The organism is Sphingobium algorifonticola (assembly GCF_004005485.1).
Taxonomy (GTDB): domain Bacteria; phylum Pseudomonadota; class Alphaproteobacteria; order Sphingomonadales; family Sphingomonadaceae; genus Sphingobium; species Sphingobium algorifonticola.
Map to the genome: position 1 here is coordinate 96,576 of NZ_RZUL01000001.1, position 17,093 is coordinate 113,668.

The following is a 17,093-nucleotide window of genomic DNA, read 5'->3' on the forward strand; positions in this document are numbered from 1 at the left end:
CCTCAGCCAGGGAAGCGGACGGCCAGCCTTGCGTCAGCCTGGCCCTTCCTGAGCCTAGCCCTTCTTCAGAATGTCGAGCGCGGCGACGGTGAGGGCTTCGGCGGCCGTCGGTACGACCTTTTCCGCGTCGGGTGCCCAGAAGGGGCTGTGCAGCGACGGCAGGTTTACCTCGCCTTTCGCCGACTTGGCCATTTGCGCCGCCGGAACGCCGCCGACCCAGAAAATGAAGCTGTTGATCGACTTGTCCGCGCGATAGAAGCGGCTGAAATCTTCGCCGCCCATCGCGGCAGGCGCCTGAACGACGCGATCCTTGCCAAAATGCGCCGCAAACAGCGCCGCCATTTTTTCCGCAAAAGCCGGCGGATTATAGGCTGCGGGGGTGAACTCATCCTTCACCTCCACCACCGGCATCTTGTCCTCAGGCAGGCCGGAGGCGATCGCTTCCCCCCGGGCGATCCGCTTGATGCCCTCGATCAATGCGGCGCGGGTTTCATCCGAATAGCTACGCACGGTGAGCAGCAGAGTCGCCTCGTCCGGGATGATGTTGTGCTTGGCACCGGCACGGAAGCTGCCGACGGTAACGACGGCGGGGTCCTGCGGCGATCGTTCGCGGCTGATCAGCGTTTGCAGCGATGTGACGATTTTCGCGCCCAGTACGATCGGGTCGCGCGTTGTTTGCGGATAGGCACCATGGCCGCCGACCCCCTTCACGACGATGTCCACACTATCGACATTGGCCAGTGCGAAACCCGGCGTCCAGGCGATCTGCCCGGCCGCGAAATTGGCGGCATCGTGAAAGGCTATGGCATGGGTCGGTTTGGGGAAGCGGGTGTAGAGGCCATCCTCCAGCATCATCCGCGCGCCCTTCCCCGTTTCCTCGGCAGGCTGAAGGATCATGACGAGCGTTCCAGACCAGCCGGTCTTGTTCGCCGACAGCAGCTTGGCGGTTTCGACCCAGGCGGCCATATGCGTATCATGTCCGCAGGCGTGCATGACGCCGCTTTCGATGCCGTCGCCGGTCGTCGCCCGCACTTTCGATGCGAAAGCCAGGCCGGTCTGCTCGACCACCGGCAGGCCATCCATGTCGGCACGGATCATCAGCACCGGACCGGGGCCGTTCTTCATCACCGCGACCACGCCGGTGCCGCCGACTTTCTCGGTCACCGTAAAACCCATCGCCTTGACGCGCGCGGCGAGCTTGGCGGCGGTCTGCACTTCCTGGCCCGACAGTTCGGGGCTGGCATGAAGGTCACGATAGAGCGCCATCATTGCGGGGGTATCCGCCTTGATCGTGGCGGATATGTCCTGCGCGACGGCGGGCGTGGCGAGGATAAGCGGGATTGCGGCCAGAACGGCCGGTGTGATGCGCATCGATGGTTCTCCCTTGCTGGGTGGCAGCATAAGCGGAAAATCAGGCGCGACTAGAGGGCGTGTGCGGCCTCTTCGCTGGCGAAGGTGGTCGCGAGCCAGTCCCTGAAGGCCTTGACCTTCGGCACGTTGCGGTTGTGCGGGGGATGGACGATCCAGTAGCGCATCGGGTGGAGGACCTGCGAAGGCATGGCCTCCACCAGCAGCCCGGCCCGTATCTCCGCCTGCCACAGGCGCACGCTCAGGATCGCGATCCCCTGTCCCGCGATCGCGAGCCGCCCTTCCATCGCTTGCGAATCAAGGGAAATGCCCCCGCGCGGCACATCGCCCGACAGCGGCGCACCCATCTGCGTGAACCAGTCGTGCCACCATATGTCGTCGGGCGTCATGCGCGGCTGATGATGGAGTTCCGCCGCGCTGCTGAACGGGCCGTGCTGCGCCAGAAAGGCGGGGCTGCACATCGGGGCGATCCGGTTGACCATGATCTCCCGGCAGTCGAGGTCCGGCCAGCTTCCTGCCCGGCCCCCGCGAATGGCGATATCGACACCGTCGCGGGCGAAATCCACCCAGCTGTCCGACATATGCAGGCGCACCGCCAGATCGGGATGACGCATCTGGAAAGCGCCAATCCGCGGAGCAAGCCACAGGGTTGCAAAGCTGTTGGTCGTGCTGATCGTCAGGACAGAGGCGTCCTCCCCCGCGAGCGCGGCAAAGCCGCTGCGCATATCGTCAAAAGCACGGCTGATGACGGGGGACAGCGCCTGCCCCTTGTCGGTGAGGGCGATGCGGCGACCCGTCCGCTGGAAAAGCGACACCCCCAGCCGGTCTTCCAGCGCCTTGATCTGATAGCTGACCGCGGCCTGCGTCATGCCAAGTTCCTGCGCGGCGGCCGTGAAGTTTTCGAGCCGGGCGGCGGCCTCGAACACGCGGACGGCGGCAAGCGGGGGGAGTGTCTGCATGACGCAATACATAAGCTGTGCTGATATAGCCGTCCATCCTTTTGTTGGCCTTTCCCTTAGGTTTCCGGGCAATGGAGAGAGGCAAAGCGACGACACAGGAGGACGTTATGCGCGATGAAAATGATATGCGGATGCTGGAGGCGCATCGGGCAGCTATAGGCGATGCCATCGATGCGCTGATCGGCCGGATCATGCAGGCATTCGAAGTGCTCCACCGCATCGAATGGTCCGCGCCGTGGCGCAACGGACGATGCTGATTGTGCGGAAGCGGGCAGTTGCGGGGTTGCGTCGGGCGAAGCGCGCCCCATTATGGGGCGATGGCCGACATAGACATGCCCCCCCTGCCCGCCCCGTCACCGGCGTTGATGGACCGCGCCAGCCTGTTCCTCGATTTCGATGGCACGCTGGTCCCGCTGACCGACGTGCCCGAGGGTGTGACGGTTGACCCCGCGCTGCTCGCGCTGCTTGAACAATTGCATCGGGTGCTCGAGGGACGGCTGGCGATCGTGAGCGGACGATCGATTGCAGTGCTGCGCGACCTGTTCGGTCTGGGCGGGTTTCGGCTGGCGGGCAGCCATGGTCTGGAGCTTGCCGATCCGGGGCAGGCCCCCCGCGCGCCTGCACGACTGGCGGCTGTCGATGCTGCGCAGGCGGCGCTTGAAGCCTTCGTAGCGGACAGGCCAGGCTTGCTGGTCGAGCGCAAGACGCTGAGCGTCGCACTGCATTTCCGGCTGGCGCCCGATCAGGAAGCGGCCTGCCGGACGCTCGTCGAACGGATCGTCGCGGAAACGGGGCTGTTCCTCCAGACCGGCAAGATGCTTTTCGAACTGCGGCCCGGCGGCGCGGACAAAGGCAGCGCGATCCGCGCGATGATGGGCCAAAGCCCTTTGAACATTGGAAAGCCGCTGTTTATCGGCGACGATGTAACCGACGAAGACGGCTTTGCCGAGGCGATCGCGCTGGGCGGCCAGGGCATATTGGTCGGGCCGCCACGCGCCACTTTTGCGCAGTGGCGATTGGAACATGTTGGCGCGGTCAAGCATTATCTCACCGAGAGCGTCGCCTACCTCAGCAGTTAGGGGCTTTTCCACACGTGCCGTTCCGGCGCGACCTGTGCGGCGCTTTCCCGATGTCAGGGGAACCATGCACGATCACGACCGCAATTCACGCGACCTCAATCTCTGGCCGATCGGCAATTGTCAGGCGTCGGCCCTGATCGACAGTGCCGGGCGGTTCGTCTGGGCCTGTGTTCCGCGTGTGGACGGCGATCCCGTTTTTTCCGCCCTGCTCGACGACGCGGCTTGGGACGCGCCGGAGGCGACAGGCTTCTGGGTGATAGAGCTGGAAGGCTGCACCACCGTCGAGCAACGCTATCTGCGCAATACGCCCATCCTGCTGACGCGGCAGAGCGACGCAGCAGGCAACGCCATCGAAACCTATGATTTCTGTCCACGTTTTCGGCACAAGGGCCGGATGTATCGCCCGGTCGCGTTTGCGCGCGTCGTCCGGCCGGTCTCTGGCAGTCCGCGCATCCGCGTGCGCCTGCGCCCGACGACCGCATGGAACAGCGAGGCAGTGCCGGTCAGCTACGGGTCGAACCATATCCGCATGGTCCTGTCCTACATGGCGATGCGGCTGACGACCGACGCGCCGATCGGCCTCATCAACCAGGAAAGCTGGTTCCGCCTGGAACAGGACGCCCATTTCTTTCTGGGGCCGGACGAGAGCTTTTCCGATGCGCTACGTCCGGCGGTCCAGCGCATGATGGACGACACCATCCTGGAATGGCGTTTGTGGGTGCGCGGTCTCGCGATACCGCCCGAATGGCAGGAAGCGGTCATCCGGTCGGCCATCACGCTCAAGCTGTGCCAGCATGAGGAGACCGGGGCGATCGTCGCGGCGCTGACGACATCCATTCCCGAACATGCCGACAGCGGGCGAAACTGGGACTATCGCTATTGCTGGGTGCGCGACGCCTATTACACGGTCGAGGCGCTGAACCGCCTGGGCGCGCTCGACGTGCTGGAAAGCTATCTGGTCTATCTGCGCAACATCGTGGATGGTGCCAAGGGTGGGCATATTCAGCCGCTCTATGATGTGCGCGGCAATGCACGGCTGGACGAATGGGAAGCAGAAGCGCTGCCCGGCTATCGCGGCATGGGGCCGGTGCGTGTCGGCAATGCGGCCTATGAACAGGTGCAGCATGACGCCTACGGCCAGATCGTATTGTCCTCCGTGCAGGGGTTCATCGACCACCGGCTGCTCCGCATGGCGGGTCAGGCGGATTTCGAGGCGCTGGAGGCCGTCGGCGAACGCGCCTGGGCCGTGCATGACAAGCCTGACGCGGGCCTTTGGGAATTGCGCAACCGGACCCATGTTCACAGCTACAGCGCCGTCATGTGCTGGGCGGCCTGCGATCGGCTCGCGCATGCCGCCGGTGCCTTGGGTCTGGCGGCCCGCGAAGCCTATTGGACAGAGCGTGCAACGGCCATGCGCAAGGACATTCTGCAATCCGCGTGGCGCCCTGAGAGCAACGCTCTGTCCGCCAATTTCGAGGATGACGCGCGCGACGCATCGCTGCTGCAACTGCTGGACCTGCGCTTTCTCGCGGCCGACGATCCGCAATTTCTTGGCACGCTGGCGGCGCTCGAAACCGATCTCCGGCGCGGCTCGAACATGCTGCGCTACAGCGCGCCCGACGATTTCGGCGCGCCGGTGACGGCGTTCAACGTCTGCACATTCTGGCTGATCGAGGCGCTGCACCGCACCGGGCGGCGCGAGGAGGCCCGCGCGCTGTTCGAGGAGATGCTGACCCGCTGCACGCCCGCGGGCCTGCTGTCGGAAGATATCGACCCGGAAAGCGGCGAGCTGTGGGGCAATTATCCGCAAACCTATTCGCTGGTGGGAATCATCAACTGTGCCGTGTTGCTCAGCAAACCCTGGAGTGAGTGCCGATGAGCCGCCTGATCGTGATTTCCAACCGGGTCAGCCGCCCGAGCAAGGGCGGCGAACAGGGCGGCCTGGCCGTGGCGCTCGCCGCGGCGCTGCGTCAGAGCCGGGGCATATGGGTCGGCTGGTCGGGCAACGTGACCGAAAAGTTCACCGGGCAGATCGCGTTCAATGAGGACGACGGCGTAAAGACCGCGACGATCGACCTGGAGGAACAGGACGTCGATGAATATTATAACGGCTATGCCAACAAGACGCTGTGGCCGCTGTTCCATTTTCGCATAGACATTGCCGAATATGCGCGGGACTTCGAAGGCGGCTACAACCGTGTGAACCAGCGTTTCGCCGATACCGTAAGCCCCCTGGTGGAGCCGGACGATGTGCTGTGGGTGCATGATTATCACATGATCCCGCTGGGCCAGATGCTCCGCAGGAAAGGGCATCGCAACCGCATAGGCTTTTTCCTGCACATTCCCTGGCCGCCCACACGTCTGCTGGTATCGCTGCCCCATCACAGCAAGCTGGTGGAAACGCTGTTCGCCTACGATGTCGTGGGATTCCATACCGAGGAATGGCTCGAATCCTTCCGCCATTATGTCGAGAAGGAAATGGGCGGCAGCGTGGATGGCGACCATGTGACGCTGGGCGGCCGCACGATCCAGGCAATCGCCTGCCCGATCGGCATCGACGCGCCCGAGTTCATCGCTGCCAGCAAGGGCGAAGCAGCGGCCAAAATGCAGGAGCAGGTGCGCAAGTCGCTACAGGACCGGGCGATGATCGTCGGGGTTGATCGGCTCGATTACAGCAAGGGGCTGGAGGAACGGTTCAACGGCTATGCCCGCTTTCTGAAGGACAATCCCGATATCCATCGCCAAGTGGTGCTGGTGCAGATTGCGCCGCCTTCACGCGGCGAAGTGGAAAGCTATCAGGAAATCCGCGCTACGCTGGACGCACTGGCAGGGCGGATCAACGGCGAATATAGCGATGTCGACTGGACACCCATCCGCTACGTCAATCAGGGCTATCCGCGCGACCAGCTCGCGGGCATCTATCGCGCGGCGCGGATCGGTCTGGTGACGCCGCTGCGCGACGGGATGAACCTGGTCGCCAAGGAATATGTCGCCGCGCAGGACCCCGAAGACCCCGGCGTCCTCATCCTCTCCCGCTTCGCAGGCGCCGCGACGCAGCTCAAGGATGCGCTGCTCATCAATCCCTACAGCCCCGAGGAAATGTCCGATGCCATCGGCAAGGCGCTGCGCATGCCGCTGGAGGAGCGCAAGCGGCGCTGGCAGGCGATGATGCAGATTATCGAGGAACAGGACGTGTCCTGGTGGCGATCGGCCTTCGCGATGCGACTGGAGGACGCGCACAAGGTGAGAGAGCCGCAGGAAGCCTGACGGAGTCGCGATCGGGCCGTAGCGGTGACGCTAGACCTTGTTCGCCGCCTCCACCCATTGCGCCGTCAGCACCGTGGCGGCCTCGACATCCTGGGGGAAATCGACTTCCTGCCAGGGCAGTCCCTCGATCGAGACAGTGCCGACGGCATGCCCCTTCGCAATGATGTCGATGGCGCGCAGATACCAGCGTTCGACGCCTTCGGGCGTTCGCATCATCTGGTCCACCTGATTGCGGAAAATCGCCGGACCTTCGCCGCGAAAGGCCAGCATACCGATCGACTCGGCATTGGTATCCGGCGGCAAAAGGCGCTTGCCGATGGCGTGGAGGCGTCCGGTCGCATCCCGGTTCACTTTCATGTCATCATCGTCATAGTCCGCCTTGACATCGACGGTGACGGTAATGGGCGCGCTGGCCCCGGCAATCAGCCTGGCGACGATCTCCGGCGAGACGATGGTATCGCCATTCAGGATGATGAAATCGCGGTCCATTTCCTCGCGCGCGATCCAGCAAGTGCCCAGATTGTCGGCAACCTGAAAAAAGGGATTGAACAAAGTCCTGATCCGCGCGCCGGTGTCGCGATAGAGTTGCAGCGCATGATCCTCGACCCGTTCGGTGCGAAAGCCGGTGACGACCACGATGTCGGTCACGCCATTGGCGACGAGCGCCGCAACCTGCCAGCCGATCAGGCTGCGGCCGTTGAAGTCGATCATGCATTTGGGCACGTCGCGGGTCAGCGGCAACAGGCGGGAACCTTGCCCGGCGGACAATATGATGGCTTTGGTGATGCTCATGCGCCCTGCCCTAGCCAATTCCCCCGCCATCGACAATGACCGGCACACGCCGTAGATGCGGGGCAACGGGAAAGCAGGTTCTGATCCATTGGCGGGCTTCAAGATAAGGGGATGGCGCAAGCGCGAGGCTAGTGCCGGGCGCGCGGCGGACGGCAGCGACGCTGCCTTCGGCCGCATCCTTGCCAACACGGCCTGGTTGCTGGGGGGCAAGGGCGTCGGCGCAGTGCTGAGCCTGTTCTATCTCGCCATCATCACCCGCACGCTGGGCGTGGCCGACTTCGGCCGCTTTGCGCTCATCACCAGCACGGCGCAGGCGATCAGCGTTCTTGTGACTTTCGAATCCTGGCAGATAGTGGTGCGCTTCGGCCAGACCCATCTGCAAGGCGGCGCGCCGCATGCGCTCAACCGTCTGATCCGGTTCTGCATATTGATCGACATGGCGTCCGCGCTGGCGGGATGCGCGATCGCGGCGGGCATCGTCATTCTGCTCGGGCCGTGGCTGGGTCTGTCGGACGATCTGTCGGCGCATGCGCTGCTGTTCTGCGCGGTCATGCTGATCGGCATCCGATCGACGCCGATGGGCATGCTGCGGCTGTTCGACCGCTTCGACACCGGCACCCTGGCTGAAACGGTGGTGCCGGTCGTGCGAATGGTGGGCGCACTGGTCGTGCTTGCGTCCGGTCCTTCAGTGACGCGCTTCCTGATGGTCTGGGGCGCGGCGGAACTGCTGTGCGCCGGGGCCTACTGGGTGCTGGCGCTGCGTACCGTGCGCGGGCGGATCGGGTCGTGGCGATCGGGGCAGATATGGGCGGCGCGGGACGAAAACCCCGGTCTCGTCGGATTTCTGACAGCGACCAACCTGTCGACCACCTTTTCGTCGGCGGGCAAGCAGGTCGCGGTGCTGATCGTCGGCCTGTTTACCGGGCCGGTCGGCGCGGGTCTTTATCGTCTGGCCTATCAGCTCAACCAGGCATTGGCGAAAATCTCGCAACTGCTATCCCGCACCGTGTTCGCCGAACTATCGCGGGCCAGCGCGTGCAACAATATGGATGATCTGCGCGCGCTGCTGCGCCGGACGAACCGGCTGGCGCTGGTATCAGGCGCAGCAATCGTGGTGCTGGTACTGCTGACGGGGCAACCGTTGCTGCGGCTGATTGCGGGCCCCTCTTTCGATGGGGCCTATCCCATCCTGCTGGTGCTCGGCATTGCAGCAGCCATAGAGGTCGTCGGCCTGGGCTTTGGCCCCCTTCTCATGGCGACCGGCCGGACGAGCCGCGCGCTCCAGATCAGCCTCGCCACCACTGCTCTGCTCCTGACCGCGCAAACCCTGTTGTTGCCGATACACGGCCCGATCGGTGCCGCCTATGCCAACGTCCTGGCGGCGATCGTCGGCCTTGCGCTGCTGGGCTGGGCCAGCCGCGCGGCGATCAGACGCTAGGCGCGCATCGCCAATATCTGCTCGACCAGCACGAGATCCTCGGGCTTGTCCACGTCGATGCAGGCTTCAGCCTGCGGCATCGCCACGATGCGCGCCTGCGCGCCGAACCTCTTGCCGAGGCGCGCGGCCGCCCCCTGGATCGTCAGGATGCGCAACAGCGCCCCGCCGAGCAGCCACGGGCCGAAGGCACCGACGATCTTCATGCCTTTCTTGCGGTCCTGCTCGACCGATTGCCACCGCTCCAGCATCGGCCGTGCGCGATCGCTGCCGATCCAGAAAAGATTGGCCCCCGACCACCAGCCGTTGCGGAACTTGAGCCAGGTGCGGCGGCTTTGCGGATAGCGGGCGAGCAATATCCGCCGTTCCACCATGGCAACGGCGATGTCACAACCAGCCGCTCCCGCAATCATGCTGTCGATCATCGCGGCGGACAGCAGCACATTATCCGCCGTCGTCAGCAGCACCGGCAACGCCGCCGGGCCATCGATCGCGGCGAGGACCGAGCGGCTGATGCCTGCGCCGCTTTCCATGAACCGGATCGCCGGATCGTCGATCCACACCGCAAGCTCCGGGTCCGCCCTCAGCCCGGCGACGTTCTGCGCCAGTATGACGATGGCACCGATAGCGGCGTGGCGCGAGAGCGTGTCCAGCACATGCGCGAGCATCGGACGCCCGCCGACTGGCAGCAACGCCTTGGTCGAAACACCGCTGCCATCCAGCAGCGGATCGGGGCCGGGGCGGCTGCCCGCCAGGATGATGGCCGTCACCCCGGGGGGGCTTTGCGCGTCGAACATGGCGCGCCTGTAGCGAAACATTCGCCGCGCGCCCATATGGGCAGGGAAAGAAATGCGATTCGGCGCGTTCGGAGGCGTAATGAAAAAGCTCTGGCTCCTCTCGAACAGCAACAGCGGCAGCTATGATGCGGCGTTATGTGCGCGCATTGGCGATACCGTTGCGGCCAATGGCGCGGCATTCGACCGCAGCATCACCCTGCCTGACGACGACCTACCCGACCGGGCGGAGATCGAGGCGGCAGGCGTGGACATATTGGCGATCCTGACCGGCGACGGGACGATCAACGCGATGGTGAACCGGCTGGAAGGCTGGGGCGGGCAGGTACTCATCCTGCCCGGCGGCACCATGAACCTGCTGTCCAAGGCGCTGCACGGCGATGAAGTAGCGCCGCTGATCGTCGAACGCACGCTGAACAACCACGCGCATGACACGGCGCTGCCGGTCGTCGAAGGCTGCGGCCATCGCGCGCTGGTCGGCGTGATCGCCGGCCCGACCGCCGCTTGGGTCGATGTGCGCGAGGACATGCGCGCGCTCGACATTTTCAGCCTGGCCGCGACCGTACCCGGCGCCATTGCCCAGACATTCCGGGGCGATATGGTGCGGCTGGCCGGACAGAGCGAAGACTATCAGGCGATCTACATCCAGCCGGTCGGCGACATGCTCGAAGCGATCGGCATTCGCGCGCAGAATGCGGCGGAGCTGGTGCAGCATGGCATCGCCTGGCTTTCCGGGGATTTTCGCAAGGGTCCGGCCGAAGTGCTCGCCACCGGTCCGGTGGTGACGGTCGAATGCGACAGCGACATCGGGCTGCTGGTCGACGGCGAAAAGCGCGAAGGCGCACATCCCTGCACGTTCGAAGCGGGCAAGAGCCGCCTGCGCTTCATCAAGACGCTGCCGGGCTGACGCGCATCCATGACGCTGCTGTTCCACGCCAGCGACCTGCATTTCGGGCGGGAGGACGGCGCCGCACTGGCCTGGTTCGTGAGCGAAGCGGAACGGGCGCGCCCCGATGCGATCGTCATTACCGGCGACCTGACGATGCGCGCGCGCCACAGCGAGTTCCGCGCGGCATGCCGCTGGCTGGAGCGGCTGCCTGCCCCCGTATCCGTTGAAGTCGGCAACCATGACCTGCCCTACTTCGATCTGCTCGCCCGCTTCTTTCGCCCCTACAAACGTTATGACCAGCTGGAGCGGATGATCGAGCGCCCACTCGCGCTGCGCCATGTCAGCATTGTGCCGCTGCGCACCACGGCGCGCGCGCAATGGCGGCTCAACTGGTCGAAAGGCATTGTCACTGCCGATCGACTGGCGGAAACGCTGGACGTGCTGGCCGGCGCGCAGACGCCGCACCGGCTGATTGCCTGCCATCATCCGCTGATTGAGGCGGGAACCAGCGGCACCGCCGCGACGCGGGGCGGGCGGCGGGCGCTGCGGGCGCTGGCGACCCGTGGCGCGACCGCCGTACTTTCCGGCCATGTCCACGATCCGTTCGACCATGTTGAGATGATCGACGGCCGCGCCATAAGGCTGATCGGGGCTGGCACCTTGTCCGAGCGGTTGCGCGACAGCCGCCCCGGATATAACGCCATCCATATCGATCCCGTCACGCAGGCGATGACAGTGGACCCGGTCACGCTGTCCTGATTGTCACGCGCGCCGATTGACACGACGCCAGCGGTCCTTACGCTGACGCAACATGAAGCATCACCTCGCCCTCTCGCTCGCGCTCCTTTCCACCCCGGCCCTCGCCGCGACGTCCCCCGCCGATCCCTATGCGGCGCGGATCGCCAAAGTGCTGGCGCAAACGCCGCTTATCGACGGCCATAACGACTGGCCGGAGGCGCTGCTCGACAATGCGGGCGAAAGCCGCTGGACGATGGACCTCAATCGCCTGCCTGTGAAAAACTACGATACCGATATCGAGCGGTTGCGGCAGGGGAAGGTCGGCGGACAATTCTGGTCGGTCTATGTCTCCGCCAATCTGCCGGAATTGGAGCAAGTGAAGGCGACGCTCGCGCAGATTGCGATGGTGCACCATTTTGCCGAACGCTATCCCGACACCTTCCGGCTGGCGACGACGGCGGCACAGGCGCGCGCGGCATTCAAGGCAGGCCGCATCGCATCGATGATCGGGGTCGAGGGCGGCGGACAGATCGACGGCAGCTTTGCCGTGCTGCGCACGTACAAGAGCCTTGGCGCGGGCTATCTGACGCTTACTCATTCGCGCACTATCGCCTGGGCCGACAGCGCGACCGACAATCCGCAGCATGGCGGCCTGACGCCGTTCGGAGAGGCTGTTGTGGGCGAGCTTAATCGCCTCGGCATGCTTGTCGATCTCAGCCATGTGAGCGAGGATACGATGCTGGATGCGCTGCGCGTGACGAAGGCACCGGTCATCTTCTCCCATTCCAGCGCGCGGGCACTGTGCGACCATCCGCGCAACGTTTCGGACGCCGTGTTGAAACAGGTTGCGGCTAATGGCGGCATCGTGATGGTCGCGTTCGCGCCAAACTATATTTCGGAAGAGCGCAGGGTGTGGGGCGCGGCGCGCGGCGCGGAACAGGCACGCTATAATGCGCCGCCGTTCGGTGGTCTCTACATCGGCCAGCCTGACAAGGCGAAAGCGGCGCTGGCGGACTGGGACAAGGCCAATCCCGAACCGGTCGTCACCATTGCGCAGGTCGCCGATCATATCGAGCATATCGCCAAGGTTGCAGGCGTCGATCATGTCGGGCTGGGTGGCGATTATGACGGCCTGCCCGCGCTGCCCAAGGATATGGACGGGGTGGAAAGCTATCCCCGGCTGCTGGCGGAATTAATGCGCCGCGGCTGGTCGGATGCGGATGTCGCCAAGCTGGCGGGCGGCAACATCCTGCGCGTGATGGAAGCCGCCGAAAAAGTCGCGGTCACGATGGCGGATCAGCCCCCTGCCAGCGGCACAATCGCTACGATCGACGTCAAAAAATAGGCCTTTGGTCTTGCAAGATCGGGGAAATGCGCGCAGGCGCTGCCCTCCCCCATCGCACAGGACAGGCATTCAGACTCATGGCGACCTATCGAGACCCCGCTTTTCAGGACCGGCTGGCGCTGGCCGCGCAGGCGAAGCAGAAGGCACTCGACAAGCTGAAGGCCAAGGCGCCTGTCGATCCCGCAGTGCTTGCCGAGCGCAAGGCCGCCGCCGAAGCCAAGGCCGCGGCGCAAGCCGAAAAGCGCGCCGCAAAGCTGGCGGAAAAGAAAGCCGCACAGGAGGCCGCCGCTGCTGAGAAGGCTGCGCGCCGGGAAGCGGAACTGGCCGCACGGCCGGTGGTGAAGGAAAAGGTGCAGCTTACGCCCGAGGAGCAGAAGGCCCTCCGCGACGCCAAATATGCCGCGAGGAAAGCCCGCAAATAGCAGTGCAAGACCGGTTCCCCGGCGCAAGCGGGGATCCAGCGTTTCACACACCGACACTGCGTTGCTCTGGACTCCGGCTTTCGCCGGAGAACAGGTTTAGGACCTCAAAACCTAAACGGGAAGGACCAGGCTCGCTTCCAGACCGCCTTCGGGGCGATTGGCGAGGTCCAGACGGCCATTGTGCTCCGCCATGATCGCACGGACGAGCGCAAGGCCAAGCCCTGCCCCGCCGGTTTCGCGGTTGCGCGACCCTTCCAGACGGGTGAACGCCTGCGTCATTTCGTCCATCCGGTCTTCGGCGATGCCCGGTCCCTCGTCACAGACGCACAGGCGGATCACGCCATCGCCCGGCACCACCGATACATGCGCGCGATGGCCGTAGACCACCGCATTTTCGATCAGGTTGCGCAATGCCCGGCGCAAAAGCTGCGGGCGCACTGCGGCGACAGCGCGCGGACTATCGATCATCGCGACTGGCGACCCCAGCTCGACGAAATCCTCGACCACGGCATCGGCCAGAGCGGCAAGGTCCGTCTTGACGACCGGTTCGCTGCTGCGCCCGGCGCGCGCCAGCGACAATATGTCGTCCAGCATGCGGTTCATTTCCTCGATGGTGTCGGCCATGCGGGCGCGTTCGGCGTCATCCTCCACCGACTCGGTCCGCACCCGCAGGGATGCGAGCGGTGTGCGCAGATCATGCCCGATCGCGCCGAGCATCCGGTCCTTTTCGTCCAGCATGGCGAGCAACCGCGCGCGCATGGCGTTGAACGCCATCGTGAGATCGCGCACGTCGCCCGGCCCTCGCTCTGCGACCGAATCGGCCGTGCCGGTGGTCGCAAACTGGCGCGCGGTGACCGTCAGATCCTTAAGCGGACGCGCAAGCCGACGCCCGATCAGCAGCAGCGGCAGCAGCACGATCACATAAAGGATGAGCGTCTGACCGACGAGCCAGACGTTGAGGCGCGGGATGGTGGTGGTCATGCGGCTCTGCGCGATCACCCATTGTCCCGGCTGATATTCGACCGCCAGCGTCAGGCGGCGCGGCGGCGGACGCCGTTCGGGATCGATGCGCTCGCGCAGGCGACGCCAGCGGCCCGGCACCGGATTGTCAGCGTCCTCGGCGGCCAGAATGCGCAGCGGGGTGATGCCGATATCCTGCAATATGTCGGCGGCGCGGCGCTCCGCATCGGGCCGCGCCTTGCCGACCAGCACCGGCGTGCTGGACTGAAACCGCACACGGGCGATGCCGCCGCGCTGGCGCGTCCGGCCTTCGTCGCGCCGATCCAGGCTGTCGACGATACGCGCGACGGCGGGCGCGGTCGCCGCCGTCAGCAGCATCCGGTTGCGTTCGCGCATCAGCAACGCAAAATTGATCGCCTGTGCGACGAACAGCGCCAGCGCGACCACCAGCACGACCTGCCCCGCCAGACTTTTGGGGATGAGACGCCGGACGACCCCGCTCATGATCGGCTCACAGGACAGTCACAGCTTGCGCACGTCCGACGCCAGCGTATAGCCGCCGCCCCAGACCGTCTTGATAAGCGCCGGGTTTTTCGGATCAGCCTCGATCTTCTTGCGCAGGCGGCTGATCTGGTTGTCGATCGCACGGTCAAAGGCGTTGGCTTCCCGCCCCTGGGTGATGTCGAGCAACTGGTCCCGACTGAGCACATGGTTGGGCCGCGTGACGAACGCGAGCATCAGATTATATTCGGCGGTGGAGAGCGGCACGGAAACGCCCTCGCTATCGACCAGCATCCGTTCCTGAGACTTCAGCACCCAGCCGGAAAAGGCATAGCTCGCGCCGTCGATCGCGGCGACACGTTGCCCGCCTGTCGCGACGCGGCGAAAGATCACCTTGATGCGGGCCACCAGCTCGCGCGGGGAAAAGGGCTTGAGGACATAATCGTCGGCCCCCATTTCCAGTCCGACGATCCGGTCGGTTTCCTCCGACCGGGCGGTCAGCAGGATGACCGGCGTGTCGCTCGTTTCGCGAATATGGCGGCAAAGGCTGAGGCCATCCTCGCCCGGCATCATGATGTCGAGAACGACGAGGTCGATCGCATTGGCGGTCAGCCGGATGCGTGCCTCCCGCGCATTTTCCACCGCCGTCACGCGGAAGCCGTTGCGCTGAAGATATTGCGCCAGCGGCTCACGAATGGACCGCTCGTCATCGACAAGCAAAAGATGGGGACGATCGGTCATGATGCGGCGCTCATCGACATTATGTGTCACGCATGGAGGCGAGAAGGAAGGGCGAAGGCTGCGCGCGATGCGCTACCTTCGCCCTTCGCGCGAAACCGGGCGGCCGTAGGGAGGGGGAAGGAAACGCCCGGCTCCGAATTATCAGTTCTGCGCGGGCGGCGGCGGTGCCATGTCCCGCCACTTGCTCTTCATGCCGCGACCAGGCCGGGCCGCCTTCATTTCCTCCGCCGTCACCGTGCCATCCTTGTCAGCATCGGCGCGATCGAACATGGCGACGGGGCGCGCCATGAACTCGGCGCGTGTGATCGTGCCATCCTTGTCGGCATCCATACCGCGACCGCCCATCATGCCGCCACGGCGCGCCATCCGGCCCATCCGCTGGCCATCGGCACCGCCACGTTCGGCGCGTGCTTCGCGCCATGCCGCAGCCTTTTCCATGCGCGCGTCACGCGTTGCCTGGAACTCGGCCTTGCTGATCTGGCCATTCTTGTCGGCATCCATGGTCGCGAAGCGCGCGTCGAACCGCTGCTGGCGCAGTGTCTCGCGCTCTTCCTTCGTGACCTTGCCGTCCTTGTTCAGATCTATTTTCGCAAAGGCCTGATCCGCCGCAGCGGTGACTTCCGCCTTGGTGAGTTTGCCGTCCTTGTTAGTGTCGGCCATCATCGCTGCGCGCATCGGGCCGCGCATGGCAGATGCGCCCGCACCGGTATCAGGCTGGGCGATGGCAATGCCGCCGCCGACCAGAAATGCGCCGAGGGCCGTCGAAATGAGAAGTTTCTTCATGGGGGGCAGTCCTTTTCTTCATGTGTCCTGATACCCCTTTTGGCACTGCCATGTCCCGCAACTATGTCAGCAGATGCCCTGAATTGTCGCAAACTGTCGCGACCGGACGCAAAAAGGGCGGAGACCGTGGCCGGTCCCCGCCCCTGATGTGCGATCAGATGTCCGCCGTGCGGCCCGTCAGAAAGCCGCCGTCAGCGTGAAGAGGATCGTCGAATCGGCAATCGATCCCACGCCATCCTGGCCCTTGCTGAAGCTGGGCTGGAGATAGGCGGACTCGCCCTTCGAGATGTCGGTATCGACATAGGCCACGCCGACCGTGACCGGGCCGAGCACGAAATCGGCACCGACCAGCCAGTCCCAATATTCGCCGGTGGGAGCGACCGAGGTCGCGAACGGCCCGAGACCTGAGTTACCGTTGGAATAGCCGATATGGCCCTTGAGCGTCAGCGGCGTGTTGGGAATGCCCGTCGAGGCGTCGCCCCAGATGTAGAGGTTGTCATTCTTGTCGCCCGGCACGTCATAGACGCCATTGAACGCGGAGGTGCCGTTGAGATACCAGTTGCCGAGCGCTTCCTGCTTCGGCGCATAAGCCACACCGGCAAGCAGGTTGAGCGGACCCGTGGTGCCCGAAAGCTTCACATAAGGCTCAAAGAAGTCGGTGTTGTCGAAGCCACCCGGATACATGTACCAGGTCACGCCCATGTCCAGCGCGCCGCCCGAGATCGGGAGCTTGTAGCCGGCGACGATATCCAGTTCCATGTTGGCGCCGCCAAAGGTGCCCCAGCCCGACAGGTTGGATCCCCAGAATGCGACATAGGCACCGCTCTCATGCGAGATGGTGGCACCGCCCTGGATGGCCAGCTGCTCGTCGCTTTGCGACACGCCACGGAAGCGATAGTCGGAAACCAGACCGACGCTGCCGGTCACAGTGATGGGGCTTGCAGGCTCTTCCTGAGCCATGGCGGGCGTAGCCGCAAGCAAACCGATAGCCGCGCAAGCAAGATAATAGCGCATGAACAT

General features: G+C 64.7%; 17 protein-coding genes. 9 read left to right on the forward strand and 8 right to left on the reverse strand.

The features are described from left to right. Positions 1-54 precede the first annotated feature (54 nt). On the reverse strand, positions 55-1,371 hold the full coding sequence (locus ENE74_RS00540) for an amidohydrolase (RefSeq protein WP_127688699.1): 1,317 nt from the start codon (positions 1,369-1,371) through the stop codon (positions 55-57). Between the two features lie 50 nt (positions 1,372-1,421). Next, positions 1,422-2,327 (reverse strand): LysR substrate-binding domain-containing protein, encoded by a 906-nt coding sequence (locus ENE74_RS00545; protein ID WP_127688700.1) that lies wholly within the window; start codon positions 2,325-2,327, stop codon positions 1,422-1,424. A 107-nt stretch (positions 2,328-2,434) separates the two neighbouring features. Between ENE74_RS00545 and ENE74_RS18095 the strand changes: the two genes are divergently transcribed. From ENE74_RS18095 to otsA, 4 genes are all read left to right on the forward strand, one after another. Further along, positions 2,435-2,584, forward strand: a complete 150-nt coding sequence (locus ENE74_RS18095) for a hypothetical protein (protein WP_164847336.1) — start codon at positions 2,435-2,437, stop codon at positions 2,582-2,584. Positions 2,585-2,644: 60 nt separating this feature from the next. Then, a complete protein-coding gene (otsB, locus tag ENE74_RS00550) occupies positions 2,645-3,406 on the forward strand; it encodes a trehalose-phosphatase (protein ID WP_127688701.1) in 762 nt (253 codons plus the stop codon). A 64-nt stretch (positions 3,407-3,470) separates the two neighbouring features. Beyond that, the gene (locus tag ENE74_RS00555; RefSeq protein ID WP_127688702.1) at positions 3,471-5,285 is read left to right on the forward strand and encodes a glycoside hydrolase family 15 protein; all 1,815 of its coding nucleotides are present in this window, start codon (positions 3,471-3,473) and stop codon (positions 5,283-5,285) included. After that, the gene (gene otsA / locus ENE74_RS00560) at positions 5,282-6,673 is read left to right on the forward strand and encodes an alpha,alpha-trehalose-phosphate synthase (UDP-forming) (RefSeq protein WP_127688703.1); all 1,392 of its coding nucleotides are present in this window, start codon (positions 5,282-5,284) and stop codon (positions 6,671-6,673) included. Before ENE74_RS00555 ends, otsA begins: the two co-directional genes overlap by 4 nt. Before the next feature lie 30 nt (positions 6,674-6,703). Here the strand turns inward: otsA and ENE74_RS00565 are convergent, their stop codons facing one another. Next, positions 6,704-7,465: a phosphocholine cytidylyltransferase family protein gene (locus ENE74_RS00565; protein WP_127688704.1), complete on the reverse strand. Its 762-nt coding sequence runs from the start codon at positions 7,463-7,465 to the stop codon at positions 6,704-6,706. 88 nt (positions 7,466-7,553) lie between these two features. Between ENE74_RS00565 and ENE74_RS00570 the strand changes: the two genes are divergently transcribed. Continuing rightward, complete coding sequence (locus ENE74_RS00570) at positions 7,554-8,903, forward strand: lipopolysaccharide biosynthesis protein (protein WP_420902549.1); 1,350 nt, start codon at positions 7,554-7,556, stop codon at positions 8,901-8,903. On the opposite strand, the gene mobA is transcribed toward ENE74_RS00570, so the two are convergent. Next, complete coding sequence (gene mobA / locus ENE74_RS00575; RefSeq protein ID WP_241241761.1) at positions 8,900-9,718, reverse strand: molybdenum cofactor guanylyltransferase; 819 nt, start codon at positions 9,716-9,718, stop codon at positions 8,900-8,902. The genes ENE74_RS00570 and mobA overlap by 4 nt on opposite strands. Positions 9,719-9,776: 58 nt before the next feature. Here mobA and ENE74_RS00580 point away from each other — a divergent pair, with 58 nt between their 5' ends. The 4 genes from ENE74_RS00580 (at position 9,777) to ENE74_RS00595 (ending at position 13,088) form a co-directional block, all read left to right on the forward strand. Continuing rightward, positions 9,777-10,601 carry a diacylglycerol/lipid kinase family protein gene (locus ENE74_RS00580; protein WP_164847337.1) on the forward strand — a complete coding sequence of 275 codons (825 nt, stop codon included), beginning with the start codon at positions 9,777-9,779 and terminating at the stop codon, positions 10,599-10,601. Between the two features lie 9 nt (positions 10,602-10,610). Then, positions 10,611-11,342, forward strand: a complete 732-nt coding sequence (locus tag ENE74_RS00585) for a metallophosphoesterase family protein (RefSeq protein WP_127688707.1) — start codon at positions 10,611-10,613, stop codon at positions 11,340-11,342. Between the two features lie 52 nt (positions 11,343-11,394). Continuing rightward, positions 11,395-12,666, forward strand: a complete 1,272-nt coding sequence (locus tag ENE74_RS00590; RefSeq protein ID WP_127688708.1) for a dipeptidase — start codon at positions 11,395-11,397, stop codon at positions 12,664-12,666. Between the two features lie 77 nt (positions 12,667-12,743). Continuing rightward, on the forward strand, positions 12,744-13,088 hold the full coding sequence (locus ENE74_RS00595; protein ID WP_127688709.1) for a DUF6481 family protein: 345 nt from the start codon (positions 12,744-12,746) through the stop codon (positions 13,086-13,088). A gap of 111 nt (positions 13,089-13,199) precedes the next feature. Here the strand turns inward: ENE74_RS00595 and ENE74_RS00600 are convergent, their stop codons facing one another. The 4 genes from ENE74_RS00600 to ENE74_RS00615 form a co-directional block, all read right to left on the reverse strand. Continuing rightward, positions 13,200-14,552, reverse strand: a complete 1,353-nt coding sequence (locus tag ENE74_RS00600; protein ID WP_127688710.1) for a sensor histidine kinase — start codon at positions 14,550-14,552, stop codon at positions 13,200-13,202. Between the two features lie 18 nt (positions 14,553-14,570). Next, a complete protein-coding gene (locus ENE74_RS00605) occupies positions 14,571-15,290 on the reverse strand; it encodes a response regulator (protein ID WP_127688711.1) in 720 nt (239 codons plus the stop codon). Between the two features lie 141 nt (positions 15,291-15,431). Beyond that, a complete protein-coding gene (locus ENE74_RS00610) occupies positions 15,432-16,073 on the reverse strand; it encodes an EF-hand domain-containing protein (RefSeq protein WP_127688712.1) in 642 nt (213 codons plus the stop codon). A gap of 177 nt (positions 16,074-16,250) precedes the next feature. Further along, positions 16,251-17,093, reverse strand: coding sequence for a TorF family putative porin (locus tag ENE74_RS00615; protein ID WP_127688713.1), 843 nt, complete (start codon positions 17,091-17,093; stop codon positions 16,251-16,253).